20 protein-coding genes and 1 other RNA gene are annotated in these 22,666 nt (G+C 64.3%); 20 read left to right on the forward strand and 1 reads right to left on the reverse strand.

The features are described 5' to 3' along the window. The first annotated feature begins 202 nt into the window (after positions 1-202). From ffs to BQ8794_RS11765, 12 genes are all read left to right on the forward strand, one after another. Positions 203-299: signal recognition particle sRNA small type (gene ffs / locus BQ8794_RS11705), an RNA gene on the forward strand. A gap of 105 nt (positions 300-404) precedes the next feature. Further along, positions 405-2,249, forward strand: a complete 1,845-nt coding sequence (locus BQ8794_RS11710) for a DNA polymerase III subunit gamma/tau (protein ID WP_077377161.1) — start codon at positions 405-407, stop codon at positions 2,247-2,249. Between the two features lie 69 nt (positions 2,250-2,318). Continuing rightward, on the forward strand, positions 2,319-2,642 hold the full coding sequence (locus tag BQ8794_RS11715) for a YbaB/EbfC family nucleoid-associated protein (RefSeq protein ID WP_023802083.1): 324 nt from the start codon (positions 2,319-2,321) through the stop codon (positions 2,640-2,642). A 246-nt stretch (positions 2,643-2,888) separates the two neighbouring features. Further along, positions 2,889-3,767 carry a cell wall hydrolase gene (locus BQ8794_RS11720; protein ID WP_077377521.1) on the forward strand — a complete coding sequence of 293 codons (879 nt, stop codon included), beginning with the start codon at positions 2,889-2,891 and terminating at the stop codon, positions 3,765-3,767. A gap of 275 nt (positions 3,768-4,042) precedes the next feature. Next, positions 4,043-4,648: a recombination mediator RecR gene (gene recR / locus BQ8794_RS11730; protein ID WP_023802085.1), complete on the forward strand. Its 606-nt coding sequence runs from the start codon at positions 4,043-4,045 to the stop codon at positions 4,646-4,648. A 184-nt stretch (positions 4,649-4,832) separates the two neighbouring features. Continuing rightward, positions 4,833-6,104 (forward strand): lytic murein transglycosylase, encoded by a 1,272-nt coding sequence (locus BQ8794_RS11735; protein ID WP_077377167.1) that lies wholly within the window; start codon positions 4,833-4,835, stop codon positions 6,102-6,104. A gap of 223 nt (positions 6,105-6,327) precedes the next feature. After that, complete coding sequence (locus tag BQ8794_RS11740) at positions 6,328-7,971, forward strand: ABC transporter substrate-binding protein (RefSeq protein WP_077377170.1); 1,644 nt, start codon at positions 6,328-6,330, stop codon at positions 7,969-7,971. Positions 7,972-7,989: 18 nt separating this feature from the next. Beyond that, a complete protein-coding gene (locus BQ8794_RS11745; RefSeq protein WP_023802089.1) occupies positions 7,990-9,057 on the forward strand; it encodes an ABC transporter permease in 1,068 nt (355 codons plus the stop codon). Positions 9,058-9,253: 196 nt separating this feature from the next. Continuing rightward, positions 9,254-10,180, forward strand: coding sequence for a nickel transporter permease (gene nikC / locus BQ8794_RS11750; protein WP_077377173.1), 927 nt, complete (start codon positions 9,254-9,256; stop codon positions 10,178-10,180). 10 nt (positions 10,181-10,190) lie between these two features. Continuing rightward, entirely contained in the window at positions 10,191-11,024 is an 834-nt protein-coding gene (locus BQ8794_RS11755; protein WP_077377176.1) for an ABC transporter ATP-binding protein, read from the forward strand. Continuing rightward, positions 11,021-11,767 (forward strand): ABC transporter ATP-binding protein, encoded by a 747-nt coding sequence (locus BQ8794_RS11760; RefSeq protein WP_077377179.1) that lies wholly within the window; start codon positions 11,021-11,023, stop codon positions 11,765-11,767. The genes BQ8794_RS11755 and BQ8794_RS11760 overlap by 4 nt, the downstream gene beginning before the upstream one ends. 329 nt (positions 11,768-12,096) lie before the next feature. Further along, entirely contained in the window at positions 12,097-13,374 is a 1,278-nt protein-coding gene (locus BQ8794_RS11765; RefSeq protein ID WP_077377182.1) for a 4-aminobutyrate--2-oxoglutarate transaminase, read from the forward strand. 158 nt (positions 13,375-13,532) lie between these two features. Here BQ8794_RS11765 and BQ8794_RS11770 read toward each other — a convergent pair whose 3' ends face one another. Further along, positions 13,533-14,786, reverse strand: a complete 1,254-nt coding sequence (locus BQ8794_RS11770; RefSeq protein WP_077377185.1) for an NAD(P)/FAD-dependent oxidoreductase — start codon at positions 14,784-14,786, stop codon at positions 13,533-13,535. A 469-nt stretch (positions 14,787-15,255) separates the two neighbouring features. Here BQ8794_RS11770 and BQ8794_RS11775 point away from each other — a divergent pair, with 469 nt between their 5' ends. The 8 genes from BQ8794_RS11775 (at position 15,256) to rimI (ending at position 22,628) form a co-directional block, all read left to right on the forward strand. Beyond that, a complete protein-coding gene (locus BQ8794_RS11775) occupies positions 15,256-16,548 on the forward strand; it encodes an imelysin family protein (protein ID WP_174654421.1) in 1,293 nt (430 codons plus the stop codon). A gap of 132 nt (positions 16,549-16,680) precedes the next feature. Continuing rightward, complete coding sequence (locus BQ8794_RS11780) at positions 16,681-16,992, forward strand: (2Fe-2S)-binding protein (protein ID WP_077377188.1); 312 nt, start codon at positions 16,681-16,683, stop codon at positions 16,990-16,992. After that, positions 16,958-17,443 (forward strand): bacterioferritin, encoded by a 486-nt coding sequence (gene bfr / locus BQ8794_RS11785; RefSeq protein WP_077377191.1) that lies wholly within the window; start codon positions 16,958-16,960, stop codon positions 17,441-17,443. The genes BQ8794_RS11780 and bfr overlap by 35 nt, the downstream gene beginning before the upstream one ends. A 12-nt stretch (positions 17,444-17,455) precedes the next feature. After that, positions 17,456-19,063: a di-heme oxidoreductase family protein gene (locus tag BQ8794_RS11790; RefSeq protein ID WP_077377194.1), complete on the forward strand. Its 1,608-nt coding sequence runs from the start codon at positions 17,456-17,458 to the stop codon at positions 19,061-19,063. Beyond that, complete coding sequence (locus BQ8794_RS11795) at positions 19,063-20,154, forward strand: imelysin family protein (protein ID WP_077377197.1); 1,092 nt, start codon at positions 19,063-19,065, stop codon at positions 20,152-20,154. Before BQ8794_RS11790 ends, BQ8794_RS11795 begins: the two co-directional genes overlap by 1 nt. A gap of 2 nt (positions 20,155-20,156) precedes the next feature. Beyond that, positions 20,157-21,263, forward strand: coding sequence for a DUF1513 domain-containing protein (locus BQ8794_RS11800; RefSeq protein ID WP_077377200.1), 1,107 nt, complete (start codon positions 20,157-20,159; stop codon positions 21,261-21,263). Between the two features lie 181 nt (positions 21,264-21,444). Further along, entirely contained in the window at positions 21,445-22,134 is a 690-nt protein-coding gene (gene tsaB, locus BQ8794_RS11805) for a tRNA (adenosine(37)-N6)-threonylcarbamoyltransferase complex dimerization subunit type 1 TsaB (RefSeq protein WP_077377527.1), read from the forward strand. Then, the gene (gene rimI / locus BQ8794_RS11810) at positions 22,134-22,628 is read left to right on the forward strand and encodes a ribosomal protein S18-alanine N-acetyltransferase (protein WP_077377205.1); all 495 of its coding nucleotides are present in this window, start codon (positions 22,134-22,136) and stop codon (positions 22,626-22,628) included. The genes tsaB and rimI overlap by 1 nt, the downstream gene beginning before the upstream one ends. Positions 22,629-22,666: the final 38 nt, after the last annotated feature.

Consider the following 22,666-nt stretch of genomic DNA (forward strand, 5'->3'; position numbering starts at 1 on the left):
TACTCCATGGACGCTAGAGCGGCTGCCGTTAGCCCGCAAGAGGGCCGCAAGCGAATCAAGTTCTATCGTTGCGATGATGGTCCGGCGACGACCTCGGGAGGTGGCCTGTCAAGGCCTGGGCTGGAATGAAGCCACCGTCACTGCGCCCTTGCATTTCACTGCGCCCTTGCATTTCGTTGCCGGATTGCCGATATGGAAAGCGGGAGGTTGGTGGTGGACGGTCCACTCGCCAACCGGGTCAGGTCCGGAAGGAAGCAGCCCTAACGAGCCCGGAACGGGTCATTGTTCCAGCCTCCCACCTCTTCGCCTTTCTCCCGCGACATTGACGGCGCCAAGCCCTGCGGGCGAAACTATGCGCAGGAATCGGCCGCCTGCAGGCGCGGCCCTTGGAGCTTTACGGGCGAATGAGCGAAGCCGGAAATTCGGGAACGGAAAAGGCCGCCGCCTACCGCGTTCTGGCGCGCAAATACCGTCCTGCCAATTTCTCCGAACTGATCGGCCAGGAGCCGATGGTCCGCACCCTCACCAACGCTTTCGCCACCGGCCGCATCGCCCAGGCCTGGATGCTGACCGGCGTGCGCGGTGTCGGCAAGACGACGACGGCGCGCATACTCGCGCGGGCCCTGAACTACAAAACAGCCACCGTCGACCAGCCTTCGGTCGATCTTGCCGTGCCGGGCGAGCATTGCCAGGCGATCATGGAAGGCCGCCATGTCGACGTCATCGAGATGGACGCCGCCTCGCACACCGGCATTGACGACATCAGGGACATCATCGAGCGCGTGCGCTACGCGCCGGTGTCGGCGCGCTACAAGGTCTACATCATCGACGAAGTGCACATGCTCTCGACGCAGGCCTTCAACGGCCTGCTGAAGACGCTGGAAGAGCCGCCGCCGCATGTCAAGTTCATCTTCGCCACCACCGAAATCAGAAAAGTCCCGATCACCGTCCTGTCGCGCTGCCAGCGCTTCGATCTCAGGCGTATCGATGCCGGCACGCTGGTCGCGCACCTCTCTTCGATCGCCGGAAAAGAAGGCATCGCGGTCGATGACGACGCGCTGGCGATGATCGCCCGCGCGGCCGAGGGCTCGGCGCGCGATTCGCTGTCCATTCTCGACCAGGCGATCGCCCATGGCAGCGGCGCAGTCAGCGCCGACGCGGTGCGCGCCATGCTCGGGCTGGCCGACCGCGCCCGCATCGTCGACCTGTTCGAACATGTGATGAAGGGCGATGTGGCGGCCGCACTGGCCGAATTCCGCAACCAGTACGACACCGGCGCCGATCCGGCCGCTGTGCTGACCGACTTGGCCGAGTTCAACCATCTCGTCACCCGGCTGCGCTTTGTGCCGACAGCCCTCGAGGACGCCTCGCTGTCAGAGGACGAGCGACGGCGCGGCGCCGATTTCGCCAAGGCGCTGTCGGTCAGGGTGCTGTCGCGGACCTGGCAGATGCTGTTGAAAGGCATTCCCGAGGTGCAGTCCTCCAACCGGCCGGTCAGCGCCGCCGAAATGGTGCTGATCCGGCTGGCGCATGCCGCCGACCTGCCGACACTGGACGAGGCGCTGAAATCGCTGGAAAGCGCTGCGTCGGTGCCGAATGGCGCGCCACGCTCGAATGCTGCACCCGCAACCTCTGCCGCCGCAAATCCCGGCCAAGCAAATCCCGGCCCAGCAAATCCAACAAATGGCGGCGCCGGCGCCGTGGCGCAGACGCGGATGCCGACGACCAATGGCGGCGCCCAGACGATGCGGCTGGTCGAACCCGAGCCGATGCCTGCGCCTTTCGTTCCGGCGCCAGAGCCGGTCGCCGATGCGCCGCCGGTGCCGGTGAAATCGCTGGCCGACATCGTCGCCCTTGCCGACGCCCAGCGCGACATCGCCTTCAAGGTGCTGGTCAAGCGCTGCGTGCGCCTGGTGCGCATCGAGCCGGGCCGCATCGACGTCAGCCTGACGGATGACGCGCCGAAGATGCTGCTCAACGATCTGACCGCCAAATTGCGCGCCTGGACCGGCCGCAGCTGGCTAGTGTCGCTGTCGAAGGAAGCGGGCGGCCAGACGCTGGCCGAGATGGAATCGACCAAACGCGAAAACGCCCTCCTCGATGCCAAGAGCGACCCGACCGTCGCCGCCATCCTGGCGCGTTTTCCCGGCGCCAGGATCATCGACGTGCGTATTCCCGACGCACCGGAAGCCGATGCGGTGGAGGCCGAGGTTCCGATCGAGCCGGCCACCGACGAAGACGAAACCTAAGCATGATCCCGAAAATTCGGAGAAGATCATGCTTAAACAAGAAACAGATCAATCGTAGAGGACAACGCGATGAAAGATCTTCTCGGCCTGATGGGCAAGGCGAAAGAAATGCAGGCCAAGTTCCAGGCCATGCAGGACGAGATCGCCACGTTGGAGGCCACCGGACAGGCCGGCGGCGGCCTGGTCAGCGTGACGCTGACCGGGAAATTCGAGATGAAGTCCCTGAAAATCGACCCGTCGCTGTTCAAGGAGGACGAGGTCGAGATTCTGGAGGATCTGCTTCTCGCCGCCCACAATGACGCCAGGGCCAAGGTCGAGCAGATGATGCAGGAAAAGACCCAGGCACTGACCGCCGGGCTGCCGATACCGCCGGGAATGAAGCTGCCCTTCTAAGAGGCTGTATGCCGGTCGAGCGAGCCCATGGCTTTGGCTCGGCAGGCTATGCTGCGAAGGCTGCGACGCTCGAAGGTCATGCCGTTGCAGTGGCCGAGGAGCGCAGTGATCAACGCCACCCGCCGGCCAGTTGTGTCTATTCGGCAACTCCGCAGACTTAATAACGCTTTGGCCATCTTTTTGCCCGAAAGTGTCTCATTCTTGCCGCAACCAGAGGCGGGCTGGCGACAGAATGAGGGGATATCTTTGATCGCGACCCGATGGAAGACGCCGTTGCTGCTCGGCGTCATCACCTCTCCGCTGTTTTTGGCCGGTTGCAGTCAGACCACGCACGGCCTGTCCGTGGCCGATACCGTCAGATCCCGGCCATACAGCCACACCGCGAAGGACAAGGAGTGCCTCCAGCGCGCGATGTTCTTCGAATCCAACCGGTCGAGCCGCGACGGCATGATTGCCGTCGGCACGGTGGTGATGAACCGGCTGCGCTCCGGCAAGCACGGCAACACCATTTGCCAGGTGGTCGGCGAACGCGGCCAGTTCGCGCCGGGCGTGATGACACGGCCGATGAATTCGAAGGCGATGCCCGATGTCGAGGAAGCCGCCGAGGCGGTGCTCAGGGGCGAGCGCAAGGCCAAGCTGAAGAACTCGATGTTCTTTCACACCGCCGGCCTGCGCTTTCCCTACAAGAACATGCACTACACCATGGTCGCCGGCGGCAACGCCTTCTACGAAAAGCGCGGCCGGAACTGGAAACCGTTGCCGGACGAGCCCACGGTCGCGGTGGCGCAGGCCACGCCGCGGGGGTCGCGCGCCGCACCGGTGACGCTCATGGCCTCCGCGGCGCCGGCCGCCAAGGCAGAATTCGCCAAGGCAACCTATGTGACCGCGGTCGCATCGCAACCGGCAAAGGCTACTCTGGACAAGGTGATGCCGCAGAAGGCGACGCTTGTAGCGATGCAGGAGCCGGACGCGGCCCGTTTCGGCGGCACCGCCAGTGCGCAACCGGTGACGTCATTTCCGGCGGCGCCGGCCGAGCCGACGATGTCGTTTGAATCGACACCTGAGAACACCGATGCCATCGGTGCGATGATCGCCGGCCAGGGCAGGCCGCTGGAAACCTACTGAGACGATCGACCGACGTCGGCGCCGCCCCTCATCTGCCCGTCGGCATCTTCTCCCCGTATAGGGACAGGGAGAAGGAGCTGGCCGCAACCTTGGCACCCTTCCTGCGACGCTTGAGGTTGACGAAATCTTTTGCGAAGGCGTCCTTTCTCCCCGTCACTATACGGGGAGAAATGCCCGGCAGGGCAATGAGGGGCAGCGCAGACCTCAGCGATTGTTCGCAGCAGCCGCGCCGCAGCAGTGTTCCAAAACTCATTGAAAAATCCTAAACCGATGCGATGTCGAAGCGAATCGCCGGTCCCGAGATCGAACGCCTGATCCAGCTCCTGGCCAAGGTGCCGGGGCTCGGGCCGCGTTCGGCCAGGCGGGCAGCGCTTCACCTCATCAAGAAGAAGGAGCAGTTGCTGTCGCCGCTCGCTGCCGCCATGAGCGAGGCGGTCGACAAGGTGCGCATCTGCTCGACCTGCGGCAATGTCGATACGTCCGACCCCTGCATGATCTGCACCGATCCGCGCCGCGATGCCGGCACGCTTATCGTCGTCGAGGACGTGGCCGACCTGTGGGCGCTGGAGCGGGCGGCGGCCATGAATGTCCGCTACCACGTGCTCGGCGGCTCCTTGTCGCCGCTCGACGGCATCGGCCCCGAACAGCTCAACATCCGCTCGCTGGTCGACCGCGTCGCCGGCGGCGAGGTCAAGGAGGTGATCCTCGCCGTCAACGCCACGGTCGAGGGCCAGACCACCGCGCATTATCTCACCGATCAATTGTCCGGCTTCGATATCAAGGTAACGCGGCTGGCGCATGGCGTGCCGGTCGGCGGCGAACTCGACTATCTCGACGAAGGCACGCTGGCCGCCGCGCTGCGTTCGCGGACGGCGTTTTGAGGAGGGGGGGCCTATTGAGATGATTGCATTCCGTCGCGCCCCCCTCTGTCCTGCCCTCTTTGCCAAAACTTGGCATCTCCCCCACAAGGGGGGAGATCGGACGTCACGCCGGCTTTCGCCAACCCCCAGCGTTGGAGAAAAGGCGCGGTGGTCAAAGCTGCCAATCTCCCCCCAAGTGGGGGAGATGTCCGGCAGGACAGAGGGGGGCGCGACAGAACGTCGACTTTGCAGACTGGCGATTTTTCTTGCAGCCCTTGTCGCCCTCCTCCTCGCCACCCCCGCCTCCGCCACAAAACTCGACACCCAGTTCCGCGCCTGGCTTAACGACGATCTCTGGCCCGAGGCCAACGCCAAGGGCATCTCCAGAAAAACCTTCGACGCCGCCTTCGACGGCGTCAAACCGAACCTCAAACTGCCCGACCTGGTGATCCCGGGCAAAAAGGCGACGACGCCGCAAAAGCAGCATCAGGCGGAGTTCGGTTCGCCCGGCGCCTATTTTGCCGAAAAGACGGTTCGCGCCGTGACCGCTGGTGGCCGCGCGCGCAAGGCGGCCAATGCCGGGACCATTGCCGCGATCGAGAAGCGCTACGGCGTGCCGGGCGAGGTGCTGCTGGCGATCTGGGGTCGCGAGAGCGGCTTTGGCGCGGCGAAGATGCCTTACGACGCTTTCGAAGTGCTGGGCACCAAGGCGTTCATGGCGACCAGGAAGGATTTCTTCCGCACCGAGCTTATGGCGGCGCTCGAGATCGTCGAGCGCGGGCTGGCCCCGGTCGGCGCGATGAAATCGTCATGGGCCGGCGCACTCGGCCAGCCGCAGTTCATGCCGACTTCGTTCCTCAGACATGCCGTCGACTTCGACGGCGACGGTCGGGTCGACATCTGGAACTCGGTGCCGGACACGCTGGCCTCGATCGCCAACTATCTCGTCCACCATGGCTGGGTGAAGGGCCGCGGCTGGGGTTTTGAGGTGTCGGTGCCGGAAGCGGTCTCCTGTTCGCTCGAAGGTCCGGACCAGGGCAAGAGGATTTCCGAATGGGCTGATATGGGCATCGAGCGCGTCGCGGCAAGACCGTTTCCGGCGCGCGAATTGAAGGCCGAAGGCTTTCTTCTGATGCCGGCCGGGCGCAGCGGTCCGGCCTTCATCGTCACGCCCAATTTCTACGTCTTGAAGCAATACAACACCAGCGATCTCTACGCCCTGTTCATCGGCCACGCCGCCGACCGCATCGCCAATGGCGACAGCAATTTTTCAGGGCGCTGGGGTCCGGTCGGCGGGCTCCACAGGTCCGATATCGCCGCCTTGCAGCGGGCGCTGGAGGCCGAGGGTCACGACGTCGGCAGCGCCGACGGCCTGCCCGGTTTCAAGACCCGCCGCTCGATCGGCAAGTGGCAGGCCAGGAACGGTCGCGCCGCCACCTGTTTTCCCGACGCCGACCTGGTCACCGCGTTGAAATAACGCGACTGCGGGCGTCGCTTCCGGTGGTGGCGGCTGGCTGATCCTGGTCCAACAAACAGCTTTGCAAATGCTCGTTGCCGCGCCTGAAACCGCCGGATATGGTGAGGCGGAACTGGATAAAAATCACCAGGACGACCGGTTCAGGGTCACCGTTCGATCAGGCATGTGAATGCCAAACCCTGAGCCGGGAACTCAGGTCAACAAAAACAGGGAACAGTCAAAAATGATGATGGAAAAGTTTGCCCTACGCTCCCGCGTCCTGCTTGCCGGCGCAGCCATGTCCGCGCTGCTTCTGGCCGGTGCGCCTGCCCTTGCTGTCACGCCGGCCGACACGCTGGTCGAGGGTTTCGCCATCGACGACATCATCTCCATGGATCCGGGCGAGGCGTTCGAGTTGTCGACCGCAGAGGTCACCGGCAACACCTACGATCTTCTTGTTCGCCTTGATCTCAGCGATACGTCCAAGGTCAAAGGCGATCTCGCCGAAAGCTGGACTGTCTCCGACGACGGCCTGACCTACACCTTCAAGCTCAAGCCCGGCCTGAAATTTGCCTCGGGCAACCCGATCACCGCGGCTGACGTCGCCTATTCATTCGAGCGCGCCATCAAGCTCGACAAGAGCCCGGCCTTCATCATCGGGCAGTTCGGCATCAATGGCGACAACGTCACCGAGAAGGCCAAGGCCGTCGATGACACGACGTTCCAGTTCACCGTCGACAAGACCTATGCGCCGAGCTTCGTCCTGAACTGCCTGTCGGCAACCGTTGCCTCGGTCGTCGACGCCAAGCTGGTCAAGGAGCATGCCGCCGCGGTGACGCCGAGCGACGATTACAAATACGACAACGACTTCGGCAACGCCTGGCTGAAGACCGGCTATGCCGGCTCCGGCGCCTTCAAGCTGCGCGAATGGCGGGCCAACGAGGTCGTCGTCATGGAGCGCAACGACAATTATCACGGCGAAAAGGCCAAGCTTGCCCGCGTCATCTATCGCAACATGAAGGAAAGTTCGGGCCAGCGCCTGGCGCTCGAGGCCGGCGACATCGACGTCGCCCGCAATCTCGAGCCGAACGACCTCGACGCCATCGCCAAGAACGCCGATCTCACCACCACCAGCGCGCCGAAGGGCACGGTCTTCTACATCAGCCTCAATCAGAAGAACCCGAACCTCGCCAAGCCTGAGGTTCGTCAGGCCTTCAAATATCTCGTCGACTATGATGCCTTGAGCTCGACCATCCTCAAGGGCATCGGCGAGATCCACCAGACCTTCCTGCCCAAAGGCGTGCTCGGCGAGCTGGACGAGAATCCGTTCAAATTGGACCTCGACAAGGCCAAGGAACTGCTTGCCAAGGCCGGCTTGGCCGACGGCTTCAGCGTCACCATAGACGTTCGCAACACCCAGCCGGTGACCGGCATGGCGGAATCGTTCCAGCAGACGCTCGGCCAGGCCGGCGTCAAGCTGGAGATCATTCCCGGCGACGGCAAGCAGACGCTGACCAAATACCGCGCCCGCAACCACGACATCTATATCGGCCAGTGGGGCCAGGATTATTTCGATCCGAACTCCAACGCCCAGACCTTCGCCAGCAACCCCGACAATTCGGATGAAGGCAAGACCAAGACGCTGGCCTGGCGCAACGCCTGGGACATTCCGGACTTGTCCAAGCAGACGGAAGCGGCCCTGCTCGAGAAGGATCCGGCCAAGCGCGCCACAATGTATCAGGATCTGCAGAGGAAGGTTCTCGAAACCAGTCCTTTCATCATCGTTCACCAGCAGCTGGAAGTGGCCGGCCTGCTCAAGAACCTTAGGGGCTTCGCGCTCGGCCCGAGCTTCGACACCAATTTCGTCAGCCAGATCTCCAAGGAGTGACGCCGGCGGACGCGCCGCATGAGCACTGTTGAAAGCGAAGCGACGGCAGGGCGCGGCAGTGCCCGCGCCGTCGCTGTCGCGTCGTCGATCGCCCGTTTCCTGGTCATCGCGATAACCACCTATCTTGGTCTTCTCGCGGTGACCTTCTTCATCGGCCGGGTGATCCCGATCGACCCGGTGCTGGCGGTGCTCGGCGACCGGGCGCCGGCCAATGTCGTCGAGCGCACGCGCCGCGAGATGGGGCTCGACCTGCCGCTGATCGAGCAGTTCTACATCTATGTGAAGAATGCCCTGAACGGCAATTTCGGCACCTCGGTGCTGACCACCAATCCGGTCATGACCGACATCCGCCGCGCCTTTCCGGCGACGATCGAGCTGGCGACGCTGGGAACGCTGATCGGCGCATTGCTTGGTGTGCCGCTCGGCGTGCTGGCAGCGGTCCGGCGCGGCAGCATCATCGACCAGATCGTGCGCATCATCGGCCTGGTCGGCTATTCCGTGCCGATCTTCTGGCTAGGACTGCTGGCGCTGGTGCTGTTCTACGCCAGGCTGCAATGGGTGGCTTTTCCCGGCCGTCTCGACATCGTCTATGAATATACTTTTACGCCGATCACCGGCTTTTATCTCCTGGATGCGCTGTGGCAGCGACAGTGGGATGTGTTTCGCGATGCCTTCCGCCACATCATCCTGCCGGCCTCGCTGCTTGGCTATTTCTCGCTCGCCTATATCAGCCGCATGACCCGATCGTTCATGCTGAACGAGCTTGCCCAGGAATATATCGTCGCGGCGCGCGCCAAGGGCCTGTCGGAAACACGTATCATCTGGGGCCACGCGCTACGCAACGCGGCGGTGCCGATGGTCACCGTGATCGCGCTTTCCTATGCCGGCCTGCTCGAAGGCTCGGTGCTCACCGAGACCGTCTTTTCATGGCCGGGCATCGGCCTCTACATCACCAATTCCTTGCAGAACGCCGACATGAACGCGGTGCTCGGCGGCACCATCATCATCGGCTCGGTTTTCATCGGCATCAATCTGCTGTCCGACCTGCTCTATCGGGTGCTCGACCCAAGGACCAAGGTACGATGAGCAGAGGTATCGCACTTGCGGGCTTGGCTGCGGCCAATCACCCCCACTCCGGCCCTTCGGGCCACCTCTCCCCCTGCCCGGGCGAGAGGAAAAGCTGGTCGCACGCGTGGCGCCTTTCCTCTCCCCCGTCGAACGGGGGAGAGGTGGTCTGCGAAGCAGACCGGAGTGGGGGTCGACAGCTTCAAGAGGCATCGTCATGACCGCCACCCACGCCGGCCTCCTCTCCCGCCGCGACTGGCTGCTCAGCGAGCGGCCGGCGTCGCGCATGCAGGCCAGGCTCGGGCGAGCCTATGTGGCGTGGCGGCGCTTTTCCGCCAACCGGCTGGCGTTTCTCGGCCTGCTCATCATCATCGCTTTGCTGGTGGTCGCCGCCCTTGCCGATGTGCTGGCGCCCTATTCGCCGACATTCGGCGACCTCAAGGGCTCGCGGCTGCTGGCGCCAAGCGCCGAGCACTGGTTCGGCACCGACGACCTCGGCCGCGACATCCTTTCGCGCGTCATCTTCGGCTCGCGATGGACGCTTTACGTCGTCATTCTCGTCGCAGTCATCGCCGCTCCTATCGGCCTGCTGGTCGGCACCGTCGCCGGTTATGCCGGCGGCTGGATCGATGCGATCCTGATGCGTATCACCGACATCTTTCTGGCTTTTCCGAAGCTGATCCTGGCGCTGGCCTTTGTCGCGGCACTTGGCCCCGGCATCGAGAATGCGGTGCTCGCCATCGCCATCACCTCATGGCCGCCCTATGCCCGTATTGCACGTGCCGAAACGCTCACCGTGCGCAATTCGGATTACATCAAGGCGGTGCAGTTGATGGGCGCCTCGCCGTTCCGCATCGTGCTGCGCCACATCATGCCGCTCTGCATATCGTCGCTGATCGTCAGGGTGACGCTCGACATGGCCGGCATCATCCTGACCGCCGCCGGTCTCGGCTTCCTCGGCCTCGGCGCGCAACCGCCGCTGCCGGAATGGGGCGCGATGATCGCGTCGGGCCGCCGCTTCGTGCTCGACCAATGGTGGGTGGCGGGCGCACCGGGCTTTGCCATCCTCATCGTCAGCCTCGGCTTCAACCTGCTTGGCGACGGCCTGCGCGACGCGCTCGACCCCCGGAGTGGCGACCAATGAGCGGTGATCAATGAGCACGCTTCTCGAGGTCGACGATCTGCGCGTCACCTTCCCGACGCGCACCGGCCGGATCGAGGCGGTGCGCGGCGTCTCCTTCTCGCTCGGCCGCGAACGGCTTGGCATCGTCGGCGAGAGCGGTTCCGGCAAGTCGCAGACCGGCCGCGCCATCATGGGCCTGACCCCGCCGCAGGCCGAGGTCACGGCCAGCAAGCTTGCCTTCGACGGCATCGACCTGCTCGCGGCCTCGCCCCGCGACCGCCGAGCGCTGCGCGGCAAGCGCATCGCCATGATCCTGCAGGATCCAAAATACTCGCTCGATCCGGTGATGAGCATCGGCCGCCAGATCGTCGAGACGCTGCGCACGCATGAGAAGGTCGGCAAGGCGGAAGCCCGCGCGCGGGCGCTCGCCATGCTGGAGGCGGTGCAGATCCGCGATCCCGCCCGTGTCTTCGACCTGCATCCGCACGAGGTGTCGGGCGGCATGGGCCAGCGCGCCATGATCGCCATGATGCTGATTGCCGGGCCGGAGATGATGATCGCCGACGAGCCGACCTCGGCGCTCGACGTCACCGTGCAGCTCGACGTGCTCGGCATCCTCGACAGGCTGGTCAGCGAGCGCGGCATGGGGCTGATCTTCATCTCGCACGATCTGCGCCTGGTCTCGTCCTTCTGCGACCGGGTGATCGTCATGTATGCCGGCAAGGTGGTCGAGCAGCTCAAGGCGTCGGAGCTCGGCCGCGCCCAGCACCCCTATACGCGCGGCCTGCTCAACTGCATGCCCAAGATCGGCGCCGACCGCCACCCGCTGCCGGTGCTCGACCGTAAGCCGGAGTGGGCGGTATGACGGCAGCACTTTCGGTCGACAGGCTGGAGGTGGTCTTCGATCGGTTTCGCGCGCTCAAGGGCGTCAGCCTCGAAGTACAATCCGGCGAATCCTTCGGCCTGGTCGGCGAATCCGGCTCCGGCAAATCGACGCTGCTGCGGGCGATTGCCGGCCTCGCGCCGGCCGCTTCGGGCAGCATCACCGTCAACGGGAAAAAACTCGGTGCGCGCCGCGACAAGGCCTTTTATCGCGAGGTGCAGATGGTCTTCCAGGACCCCTACGGCTCGCTGCACCCGCGCCAGACCGTCGACCGGCTACTGCAGGAGCCGCTCGCCATCCACGGCTTTGCCGATGGCGAGAAGCGCATCCAGCGGGCGCTCGACGAGGTCGGGCTCGGTACCGGCTTCCGCTTCCGCTATTCGCATCAATTGTCGGGTGGCCAGCGCCAGCGCGTGGCGATCGCGCGGGCGCTCATCCTCGAACCGGCGATCCTGCTGCTCGACGAGCCGACCTCGGCGCTCGACGCTTCCGTGCAGGCGGAGGTGCTCAACCTGTTGGAAGAGATCCGGCGGCGGCGCAAGCTGACCTTCCTGATGGTCAGCCACGACCTCGCCATCATCACCCATATGTGCGAGCGGCTGATGGTGATGCAGAACGGCGAGGCGGTCGAGCACCTCACCGCGGGCGACCTCGTCGAGCGCCGCGTCAGCAAGGATTACACGCGCAATTTGCTGAGGGCGAGCGACGGGTTTGTCAGGGCTTAGAGTATCTTTTATTCCATATGTCGCATTCCTTGGCGCCCCCCTCTGGCCTGCCGGCCATCTCCCCCACAAGGAGGGAGATCGGCAGCTTCGTCGACGGCGCTCCTGCTGCAACGTTCGCGATTGGCGAAACCATCAATGACAGCCAATCTCCCCACCCGTGGGGGAGATGGCCGGCAGGCCAGAGGGGGGCGCGAAGGATCGCGACCTTAACGGCGGCAGGCCCAATCGCCTGCCGCCAGTGCCAACTTGAGGAAAACGTGAAATAAGGTCAGAACAATTCCCGGCAGTCATCCAAACGAGAACGGGCGCCGGCCCGGTGAGGGAACATCATGAAGAACTCAGCCATTTCCGAACGCAAGAACCAGTCGATCTCGCGCGGCGTCGGCATGACCACGCAGATTTACGCCGACCGCGCCGAGAATTCGGAGATCTGGGATGTCGAAGGCCGTCGCTACATCGATTTCTCGTCCGGCATCGCCGTCGTCAACACCGGCCACCGCCATCCCAAGGTGATCGAGGCGGTCAAGGCGCAGCTCGACCGCTTCACCCACACCTGCCACCAGGTGGTGCCCTATGAGAGCTATGTCAGGCTGGCCGAACGGCTGAACGGCATGCTGCCGGGCAAGTTCGACAAGAAGACGATTTTCGTCACCACCGGTGCCGAAGCGGTGGAGAACGCTATAAAAATCGCCCGTAACGCCACCGGCCGGCCGGCAGTCATTGCCTTTGCCGGCGGCTTCCATGGCCGCACCTTCATGGGCATGGCGCTGACCGGCAAGGTCGTGCCCTATAAGGTCGGCTTCGGCGCCATGCCGGCCGATGTTTTCCACGCGCCGTTCCCGGTGGCGCTGCACGGGGTCTCGGTCGCCGATTCGCTGGCCGCGCTCGATCGGCTGTTCAAGGCCGATGTCGATCCGGCCCGCGTCGCCGCCATCATCGTCGAGCCGGTGCAGGGCGAGGGCGGATTTTACGAGGCGCCGCGCGAGTTCATGACGGCGCTGCGCAAGATCTGCGACCAGCACGGCATGCTGTTGATCGCCGACGAGGTGCAGACCGGCTTTGCCCGCACCGGAAAGATGTTCGCCATGGATCATCACGAGGTGGCGCCCGACATCACCACCATGGCGAAAAGCCTGGCCGGCGGCTTCCCGCTGGCGGCGGTCACCGGGCGTGCCGAAATCATGGATGCGCCCAACCCCGGCGGGCTCGGCGGCACCTATGGCGGCAGCCCGATCGGCGTTGCCGCGGCGCACGCCGTGCTCGACGTGATCGACGAGGAAAAGCTGTGCGACCGCGCCAACACGCTGGGCAACCGGCTGAAGCAGCGGCTGCAGTCAATCCGCGACGACACGCCGGAGATCGTCGATATCAGAGGCCCGGGCTTCATGAACGCTGTCGAGTTCAACGATGTGAAGAAGGGCCTGCCATCGGCCGAGATTGCCAATGCGGTCCGGCTGAAGGCGCTCGACAAGGGGCTGATCCTGCTCACCTGCGGCGTTTACGGCAACGTCATCCGCTTCCTGGCGCCGATCACCATCCAGGACGAAGTCATGAACGAAGCGCTCGACGTCCTGGAAAGCTCAATCCGCGAGGTCCGCGCCGCCTGACCCTCGTTTGCTCCGGGATGTGATGAGATTCAGGTCAGGCCGCGCCGAGAATGGTGGGTTCCGAGAACCGGAACGGAGCGTACTTTCGGGTACGTGAGTACCGGAAGCGCAGGAAACCGCCGTTCGCAGGCCGGCATCACCTGAATATCAACATATCCTTATTCAGCGGCGCGGACAGGCTCTTCCTGCTGGAAGGCGGCGAGCGCCGCCTTCAGTCCGTCTGGTCCTGTCGCGACCGTCTGCGGCGTCGGCGAGAAGCCGGCGCCGAGCATCTTGCGGCCAAGCATGTGGTCGCCTGGCCGGTTGACCGATTCGATGCCGAGCAGACGATTTCCAGCATAGTGGTAGATGGAGAACCGGTTCTCGTTGACGTCGCCGAGCACGACATGGCTGTCGCCGCCCGAAATCAGGCCGACCATCTGCAGCTTGATGTCGCCGATATCGGACCAGAACCATGGCACCGCCGTAAAGGCGTCGGCGTGACCAAGGATGGTGCGCGCGGCGAGGCGCGCCTGGTCGGTTGCATTTTGCACCGATTCCAGCCGCACATCGCCGCCGGTGAGCCAGTGCCGGTAGGAGGCGGCATCGCCGATGGCGAGGATTTCGGGCACAGACGTGCGCATCTGCTGGTCGACGCGGATACCGTTGGCGACAGTGATGCCGGCGGCCTGCGCCAGTTCGACATTCGGCACGACGCCGATGCCGATGATGACCATCTGCGCCGGCAGCCGCTCGCCGGATGCGGTGATTGCCGCCGAGACATGGCCGTTCCCGCCTTCGAGCCGCGCGATCGTGATGCCGCTGAGGATGCGCACGCCGGTCGCTTCCAGCCGCTGCCGCACGTGGCTCGCGATGATCGGCGCCACCGCCCGGCCAAGCAGCCGGTCGACCGCCTCGACCACGGTGACCTTGCGGCCGGCCGCAGTGAGCGTCGCGGCGATCTCCAGCCCGATGAAGCCGCCGCCGAGGATGACGACATCTTCGCTCTGCGCGCTCAATTCGCGGATCAGGCGTGCGTCGGCGAGCGAGCGCAGCGACACCACGCCCGAAAAATCCGAACCCGGCAGCGACGGGATGCGCGGCCGCGAACCAGTCGCCAGGATCAGCCGGTCGAACGGCAGCGTGGCGCCATCTGATAGCTCCAACCTGCGGCCGCCGGCGTCGATGCGATCGATGCAGACGCCCGGCCGGTAGTCGATCGCGCTGCCGGTATAAAACGCCTCGCCGCGCAGCGGCTGCGGTTTGGCCTCTTGATCCTTGATGAAGGTCTTCGACAGCGGCGGCTTGTGGTAGGGCAGTTCGTCCTCGTCACTGATGAGGATCACGGGGCCGTCGTAGCCGTCCTCGCGCAGGCTGGCGGCCGCTTGCACGCCCGCATGACCCGCACCGACAATGACCACACCGTTTTTCATCGCAGCCCCAATTCCTCGTCTCTCCAGCGTCATGCAAGTCTAGGACGTCTCGCCAAGTGGCGATTGTCTGGCGCCGCCGCAAGACCGCCTTTGCGGGTCGCACCCGGAATGGCGGTCTGTCAATCGTTTCGTTCGACGGCGGCACGGCAAATGCGGCTAAAGTTGATACTTACAGTTTAGAATAATTCTAAACTGTTGTTTCGATTGGCTTTTCTCTCTGAAATTGGTTGACTTCCGGCACCTTCATCGCTTTATGGAAGCTTGCGCGTCAAGCGCATCCCTTTGATGTCTGGGCCTTGAACCCTTTCGATTGGAGGCATTTCGATGTCTTTCTTCCGCAAACCGCGCTATGCCGCGGCCTGTTTCTCGCCCAATGGCATGGACCTGCCTTGGCGCCGATTGCCTGCCGCGCGCCTTTGGCGCCGGCATTTTCACTGAATTCCCGAGGGAGATGACAATCATGAGAGCGATGATCACGGCGCGATATGGCAGCAGGCTCGCAGCGATCGGCGCCACGGCGGCATTGACGGCGGCGATATTCGTGCTGCCGGCCAAGGCGGAAACCGATGCCAAGGCGGTCATCAAGACCTATTCCGATATTGCGCTCGCCAAATATGAGGATTCGCTGACCACGGCGCAGGCGCTCGACAAGGCCGTCGACGCGCTGCTCGCCAAGCCTTCGGTGGAAACGCTGACTGCCGCCCGCGAGGCCTGGAAGGCAGCGCGCGTTCCCTATCAGCAGACCGAAGTCTATCGCTTCGGCAACGCCATCGTCGACGACTGGGAAGGCAAGGTGAATGCCTGGCCGCTGGACGAAGGCCTGATCGACTATGTCGCCGAGAACTACGGCACCGAGTCGGACGCGAATGCGCTCTACACCGCCAATGTGATCGCCAACAAGTCGATCGAGATCGACGGCAAGAAGATCGACGCCACCAATCTTACTCCCGAGTTCCTCTCCGGCACGCTGCAGGAGGCTGGCGGCATCGAGGCTAATGTGGCGACCGGTTATCACGCCATCGAATTCCTGCTGTGGGGCCAGGACGTGCACGGCACCGGTCCGGGCGCTGGCGAACGGCCCTATACGGACTATGATCTCGCCAACTGCACCGGCGGCAATTGCGATCGTCGCGCGCAGTATTTGAAGTCGGCGAGCGAGCTTGTGGTTTCCGATCTGCAGGACATGGTCGACGACTGGAAGGAAGGCGGCGCCGCCCGCAAGAACCTTGCCGATGGCGAGCCGAAAGCCGGCATCTCGGCCATCCTCACCGGCATGGGCTCGCTCTCCTACGGCGAACTCGCCGGCGAGCGGATGAAGCTCGGCCTGCTGCTGCACGACCCGGAAGAGGAGCACGACTGCTTCTCCGACAACACCTACGATTCCCATCTCTACGATGCCGTCGGCATTCGCGCCGCCTATAAGGGCAGCTACACGCGCCTCGACGGCACCGTCGTCGAAGGCCCTTCGGTGTCCGACATGGTCAAGGAGGCCGATCCGGCGATCGACAAGGAACTGTCGGACAAGCTTGATGTCACTGTCGCCAAGATGGGAGCCATCAAGGCGCGGGCGCTTGGCGGCGAAGCCTATGACCAGCAGATCGGCGAAGGCAATAGCCAAGGCAATGCCACCGTGCAGGCGGCGATCGACGCGCTGGTCGATCAGACCAAGTCGATCGAACGCGCCGTCGGCACCCTGAAACTCAATGCTATCGCCTTCGAGGGCTCGGACAGCCTCGATGCGCCAGACAAGGTGTTTCAGTAAGGCGTCGATGCGCGGAGCCAGAACCGAAAGTCCGAGTCGCGAAAACTGGAAAACGGTCTCGGTATCAGGCCCCACCTAAGAAAATAAGCCACACGGCGCCGAGCACGCGCCGTCAGCCACACAGAGCAAATAATGCTGATCTGCCATTGCAACATCATCACCGAGAAGGAGATTGAGCAGACGATCGTCGAGCTGCTGGATCAGGACCCCTGGCAGCTTATCGTGCCGGCGAAGATCTATCATGCCATGCAGAAGCGTGGTCGCTGTTGCGGCTGCTTCCCAAATGTGGTCGAAACGATCATTCGGGTAACCGAAAATTACCACACCCGCTCGGAGGCGAGCGGCGTGGATGTCGTTTCACACCTGGATCGCGTCAGAGGCCTGCGCGTCCAATACGGGAGCAGAACCCATGAAAGGCGAACAACAGATCATAGAGCGGCTTAACGAGGCTCTGTTTCTGGAACTTGGAGCAGTCAATCAGTACTGGGTGCATTTCCGCCTGCTGGAGGACTGGGGCTACGCCAAGCTGGCGAAGAAGGAACGCGCCGAATCGATCGAGGAGATGCACCATGCCGACCGGCTCGTGGCCCGCATCATCTTCCTTGAAGGCCATCCGAACCTGCAGTCGGTAGCGCCGCTGCGCATCGGACAGAATGTCAAGGAAGTGCTCGAATCGGATCTTGCCGGCGAATATGACGCGCGCACTGCCTACAAGCGGTCGCGCGAGATTTGTGAGGAAGCAGGTGACTATGTGACGATGAAGCTGTTCGAGGATTTGTTGTCCGACGAGGAAGGTCACATCGACTTCCTCGAGACGCAACTCGACCTGCTCGCCTCGATCGGCGAGGAAAAATACGGCCAGCTCAACGCCGCATCAGCCGACGAGGCGGATTAGGGACATGCGGGAATGCGGCGCTCCTTAGATTACTTGCGCCGCTTGCGGCGGGTCGAGGATTGCGGCCTGCCGTCCCAGCACAACCCGCGATACGGCTGGCATCGCGGGCTTTCGCTTGCCGCAGTCGTCGCGCTGACCGCCTCGGCGCTGGCCGGCGCGCCCGAACCGGCGGGCCTCGCCACCAGCCGTGCCGATCTGACGCCGAAGGATCTGGCGCGCGTCGTTGCCATTACCAGGCCGACCAGGGATTTCTCCAGGCCCGAGCAGTTCGAGCCGATGCAGGGCGGCGCCGGCACGTCGCGCAAAGGCGCCAACAAGGACGCTTTCTCGCAATCTTCCGCCAATATCACTTTCGAGGAAGAGGGCACCTTCAAGCTCGGCAATGCCCTTTTCCGCAAGAACTGGGTGTCGTCGCCCTCGTCGACGCAGGCATCGGACGGGCTTGGTCCGCTGTTCAACGAGCGGGCGTGCCAGAATTGCCATCTGAAGGATGGCCGCGGTCATCCGCCGGAAGCCGACAGCGGCACCACCTCGATGTTCCTGCGGCTGGCGCGGCAGGCGAGCACCGAGGCGGAGAAAGCAGCGCTGGCCGCCCGCAAGGTGCTCAACTTCCCCGATCCGGTCTACGGCTCGCAATTGCAGGAACTGGCCGTTCCGGGTCTTCGCGGCGAAGGCAGGATGCGTGTCGTCTATCAGCAGCAAAAAGTCACGCTGCCGGACGGCACCGAGGTTTCGCTGCGCAAGCCGAGCTATTCGGTCGATGATCTTGCCGACGGGCCGCTCGATCCGCACACCACGCTTTCGCCGCGCTTGACGCCGCCGATGATCGGTCTCGGCCTGGTCGAGCAGATCGCGCCGGCCGACATTCTTGGCCGTGCCGATCCGGACGATCGCAACAGTGACGGCATCTCCGGCAAGCCCAACATCGTGCGCGACGGCCAGACCGGCGAGCCGACGCTCGGCCGCTTCGGCTGGAAGGCGCAGACCCCTTCGATCCGCCAGCAAGCGGCGGACGCGTTCGCCGGCGACATCGGCATTTCGACGCCGGAAGTGCCGAAACACTGGGGCGATTGCACCGCGGCCGAAAAGAACTGCCTTGCCATGGCCAACGGCGCCCAGCAGCGCCTCGGCCCGGTCGAGGCGCCGCCGCCGGTCATGGACCTGGTCACCTTCTATTCGCAAAACCTCGCCGTGCCGGCGCGGCGCGATCTCGACAAGCCCGATGTGCTGGCCGGCAAGAAGCTGTTCTACGACATGGGCTGCATTTCCTGCCATACGCCGAAATTCGTCACCCGCCGCGGCACGCCGAACAAGGCACAGGCCTTCCAGCTGATCTGGCCCTATTCCGATTTTCTGCTGCACGACATGGGGCCGGGCCTCGCCGACGGGCAAGCGGTGGGCGATGCTACCGGCAGCGAATGGCGCACGCCGCCGCTGTGGGGCATCGGTCTTACCGAGACCGTCAACGGCAACACCTTCTTCCTGCACGACGGGCGGGCGCGCACGCTGACCGAGGCGATCCTGTGGCATGGCGGCGAGGGGCAGAAGGCGCGCGACCGCTTTGCCACCGCCGACGCGCCCGATCGCGCCGCATTGGTCAAATTCCTGGAGTCGTTGTGATGTCGAAGCCTCTGGCGTTTGTCCTGGTTCTCCCGCTGGTCCTCTCGCTGGTCCTCGCGGGCGCATTGCCGGCGTCCGCAGCGGTGAAGGCTTCCGACGTGATCCAGCGAGCGATCGACGGCTTTGTCCGCCCGGCCTATGCGCGCCTGCATGACCATGCGGACAGCCTGAGCAAGGCAATGCGCACGCTGTGCGACGCGCCTTCGCAGGACCATTTCGATGCGGCGCGCGCCGAATTCTCCGGCACCGTGGATGCCTGGTCGGTCGTCGAGATCATCCGCATCGGACCGATCACGCAGAACAACCGGCTGGAGCGCATGCTGTTCTGGCCGGACCGCAAGAGCATCGGCCTGAGGCAGGTGCAGGCGGCGCTGGCCAGTAAAAACCGGACCGCCGCCGATCCGGCCCAGCTGGCGAAAAAGAGCGTCGCAATGCAAGGGCTCGGCGCGCTGGAATTCGTGCTTTACGGCGATGGCGCCGAGCGGCTCGCCGGCAAGGACGATCCCTATCGCTGCGCTTACGGCGCGGCCGTCGCCGGCAACATCGAAACGATTGCCGCCGAGGTCAGAGACGCCTGGAACAAGCCCGACGGCTTTGCAGCACTTTGGGCCAATCCGGGGCCGCAAAACGCACTCTACCGCGACGGCACGGAAGCGGTGGCCGAACTGGTCGGCGTCTTCATCAACGAACTGGAGATGGTCCGTGACGTGCGCCTGAAAGGTTTTCTGGGGAGTAGCCCGGAGGCCGACAAGCCGAAACAGGCGATCTACTGGCGTTCACAAAACACCGCGCGTTCGCTGACCGGAAACCTTTCGGGCATGGACGCGCTGTTCCAGGCTTCGCAGCTTGGCGACGCGCTGCCGCCCGATGCGCGCTGGATGGCGGAATCGATCCACATCCAGCTCGTCAACGGCGCCGCCGACGCCAGCGCCATCAGAGGCCCGATCGACAAGGCGCTTGCCGATCCGGCGCTGCGCCAGAAGCTCGACCACTTCTCGCTGGTGACATCCAGCCTGTCGACCCTGATCGGCACCAGGCTGACGGCCGAATTCGGCCTGACCGCCGGTTTCTCGTCGCTCGACGGCGACTGAGCATGAAGACGTCGCTGATCGACCGCCGCGACTTCCTGAGGGCTGCCGGGGCAGGCTTTGTTGCCGCGATGGCGCCATCGGCATGGGCGAAGACGCTTGCCACCGACGCCGTCTTCGCCACCGCTTTCGTCAAGCGCGACGGCAGCTATGGCGCGGCGGTCCTGTCCGAGGCCGGCAAGGTGCTGCATGCCATCGACCTGCCCGCCCGCGGTCACGACGTCACCTTCGATCCGCTGTCGAAACGCTCGGTGGTCTTTGCCAGGCAGCCCGGCACTTTCGCGGTTGTGTTCGACCATACCGGCCGCGACGAGCCGCTGACCATTGCCAGCATCAGTGGCCGGCATTTCTTCGGCCACGGCGTGTTTTCGACCGATGGTGCGCTGCTCTACGCCACCGAGAACGATTTCGACAATGCCGCCGGCGTGGTCGGCGTCTATGACGCGCGTGCGAAATTCAAGCGCATTGGCGAGTTCCCGACCTATGGCATGGGTCCGCACGAGCTTCTGCTGCTCGGCGACGGCAGGACGATTGCCGTCGCCAATGGCGGCATCGAGACGCATCCGGATTATGGCCGCGCCGAGCTCAACATCGCGACGATGAAGCCATCCTATGTTCTGGTCGACCGCCTTACCGGCGACCTTGTCGAAAAGCACGAATTGCCGCCGGCGCTGCACCAGCTTTCGATCCGACACATGGATACCGACAAATCCGGAGCGGTCTGGTTCGGCTGCCAGTACAGGGGGCCGGGCAGCGATCGTCCGCTGCTGGTCGGCCGCGCCGCGCGCGGCAAGGATCTGCAACTGCTCGACATGCCGCAGGACGTGCTCTCCGGCTTCAGGAACTACATCGGCTCGGTCGCCGCCAACCCCGCTGCCGGCACCGTCGCGGTGTCCTCGCCGGAAGGCAACTCGCTTGCGGTGATCGATGCGGCCAGCGGCCGCATCGTCGCTACCAACGCATTGGCCGAGGTCTGCGGCTTGGCGCCCGACGGGGCGAGCTTCATGGCGACGACCGGCACGGGGCAAATAGCCCAAGCCGGCGGCGCGACACGGTCCGAGCCGGACTATGTCTGGGACAATCACATGCTGCGCATCGACCAGGTCGCATAGTGCGGCGCTGGTTCATTGACGGTTGTGGTCGCCGAAAGCTACCTCTTTCTGGGCGAGGTCGAAGCGAAGCCGCCAAACGATTTATGCATTATCCCCTTGCAGGGACGAGCCATGGCAGGCACAGGGAAATTGTCTTTCGAACCCCCTGTGCCCCAAACGGGTGCTCCCAACCGGCCGCCTCATGAAGCTGCTTGCCATCGATTGTGCCGCCAATCTCTGCGCCGCCTGTGTCTACGACGCGGCGGCCGGGAAGGAACTCGGCCGCTCGGTGCTCGATCTCGGCAAGGGCCATGCCGAACATCTCATGGCTGTGATCGAACAGGCGTTGACGACCGGCGGCGCCGACTATGCCGGCCTCGGCGCCATCGCTGTCTCCACCGGCCCGGGCTCCTTCACAGGACTGCGCGTCGGCGTCTCGGCGGCGCGGGGCCTGGCGCTGGTGCTGAAAATACCGGCAATCGGGGTGACGACGCTGGAAGCGCTGGCGGCGCAAGCGAAAGCGACATTTCCCGGCCGCGCCGTGCTGGCCGCGCTCGACGCCGGCCGCGAGGAGATCCATGCAGCGCTTTACGACGAAGCATCCGTTTTGATTTACGGTCCCGCGGTGACCACGCTTTCGCAAGCCGCCGCCATGGCGGCTGACAGGTCTCCGGTTCTGGCCGGCACGGCGGCCACGCAAATCGCCGCATCGGCCGGGCGCGCCTTCGACATCGGCCCGACAAGTGCCACTGCGGATATCGCAATCTATGCCCGGCTGGCCGCTACCACGGGTGAAGGCGAAAAGCCGAAACCGCTTTATCTGCGCGGGGCGGACGCCAAGCCGCAGGCCGGGTTTATCCTGTCCAGGAAGAAAGCCGGGAAGAAAGACTGATGCGCATTCCTTTCCTCCAGCCGCGCCGCAGGGACTTTGCGCTCGAGCCGCTGACGATTGCCGACAGTGCGGCCCTGTCGGTGCTGCATCGCGAGGATTTCGTCCGGCCGTGGAGCGATGACGAATTCGCCGCGCTGATCGAGCAGGACACGGTGTTCGGCTATGCGGCGCGCGAGACCGGCCAGGGTGCCAAGCCGCCGGTCGGTTTCGTGCTGGCGCGCCTGGCAGCCGGCGAAGGAGAGATCCTGACTGTCGCGGTGGCACGCTCCCATCGCCGCCAGGGGCTCGGCTGGCAACTGATGGATGCGGTGCTGCGCGAACTGCATGCGCAACGCGCAGAGGCGCTTTTCCTCGAGGTCGACGAGACCAACGTCGCCGCGATCGCGCTCTACCGGCGGCTGGGATTCCGCGAGGTAGGCAAACGTGCCAACTATTACAGATCGCCCGAGCACGGCCCGACCGGAGCGCTTGTCATGCGCCGCGATCTTCGCTAGCGCATCGGCCCGCAAATCGGAACCGATTTTCGGAAAGC

This window comes from Mesorhizobium prunaredense (genome assembly GCF_900156895.1).
Lineage (GTDB): Bacteria > Pseudomonadota > Alphaproteobacteria > Rhizobiales > Rhizobiaceae > Mesorhizobium > Mesorhizobium prunaredense.

Bases quoted from the DNA above. Each gene is read 5' to 3' on its own strand.
- BQ8794_RS11710 (WP_077377161.1), top strand. From the start codon at position 405: ATGAGCGAAGCCGGAAATTCGGGAACGGAAAAGGCCGCCGCCTACCGC.
- nikC (WP_077377173.1), top strand. From the start codon at position 9,254: ATGACCGCCACCCACGCCGGCCTCCTCTCCCGCCGCGACTGGCTGCTC.
- recR (WP_023802085.1), top strand. From the start codon at position 4,043: ATGTCGAAGCGAATCGCCGGTCCCGAGATCGAACGCCTGATCCAGCTC.
- BQ8794_RS11800 (WP_077377200.1), top strand. From the start codon at position 20,157: ATGAAGACGTCGCTGATCGACCGCCGCGACTTCCTGAGGGCTGCCGGG.
- BQ8794_RS11790 (WP_077377194.1), top strand. From the start codon at position 17,456: ATGCGGCGCTCCTTAGATTACTTGCGCCGCTTGCGGCGGGTCGAGGAT.
- BQ8794_RS11715 (WP_023802083.1), top strand. From the start codon at position 2,319: ATGAAAGATCTTCTCGGCCTGATGGGCAAGGCGAAAGAAATGCAGGCC.
- BQ8794_RS11735 (WP_077377167.1), top strand. From the start codon at position 4,833: ATGTCCGGCAGGACAGAGGGGGGCGCGACAGAACGTCGACTTTGCAGA.
- BQ8794_RS11760 (WP_077377179.1), top strand. From the start codon at position 11,021: ATGACGGCAGCACTTTCGGTCGACAGGCTGGAGGTGGTCTTCGATCGG.
- tsaB (WP_077377527.1), top strand. From the start codon at position 21,445: ATGAAGCTGCTTGCCATCGATTGTGCCGCCAATCTCTGCGCCGCCTGT.
- BQ8794_RS11765 (WP_077377182.1), top strand. From the start codon at position 12,097: ATGAAGAACTCAGCCATTTCCGAACGCAAGAACCAGTCGATCTCGCGC.
- BQ8794_RS11775 (WP_174654421.1), top strand. From the start codon at position 15,256: ATGATCACGGCGCGATATGGCAGCAGGCTCGCAGCGATCGGCGCCACG.
- bfr (WP_077377191.1), top strand. From the start codon at position 16,958: ATGAAAGGCGAACAACAGATCATAGAGCGGCTTAACGAGGCTCTGTTT.
- BQ8794_RS11780 (WP_077377188.1), top strand. From the start codon at position 16,681: ATGCTGATCTGCCATTGCAACATCATCACCGAGAAGGAGATTGAGCAG.
- BQ8794_RS11770 (WP_077377185.1), bottom strand. From the start codon at position 14,786: ATGAAAAACGGTGTGGTCATTGTCGGTGCGGGTCATGCGGGCGTGCAA.
- BQ8794_RS11795 (WP_077377197.1), top strand. From the start codon at position 19,063: ATGTCGAAGCCTCTGGCGTTTGTCCTGGTTCTCCCGCTGGTCCTCTCG.
- BQ8794_RS11755 (WP_077377176.1), top strand. From the start codon at position 10,191: ATGAGCACGCTTCTCGAGGTCGACGATCTGCGCGTCACCTTCCCGACG.
- rimI (WP_077377205.1), top strand. From the start codon at position 22,134: ATGCGCATTCCTTTCCTCCAGCCGCGCCGCAGGGACTTTGCGCTCGAG.
- BQ8794_RS11745 (WP_023802089.1), top strand. From the start codon at position 7,990: ATGAGCACTGTTGAAAGCGAAGCGACGGCAGGGCGCGGCAGTGCCCGC.
- BQ8794_RS11740 (WP_077377170.1), top strand. From the start codon at position 6,328: ATGATGATGGAAAAGTTTGCCCTACGCTCCCGCGTCCTGCTTGCCGGC.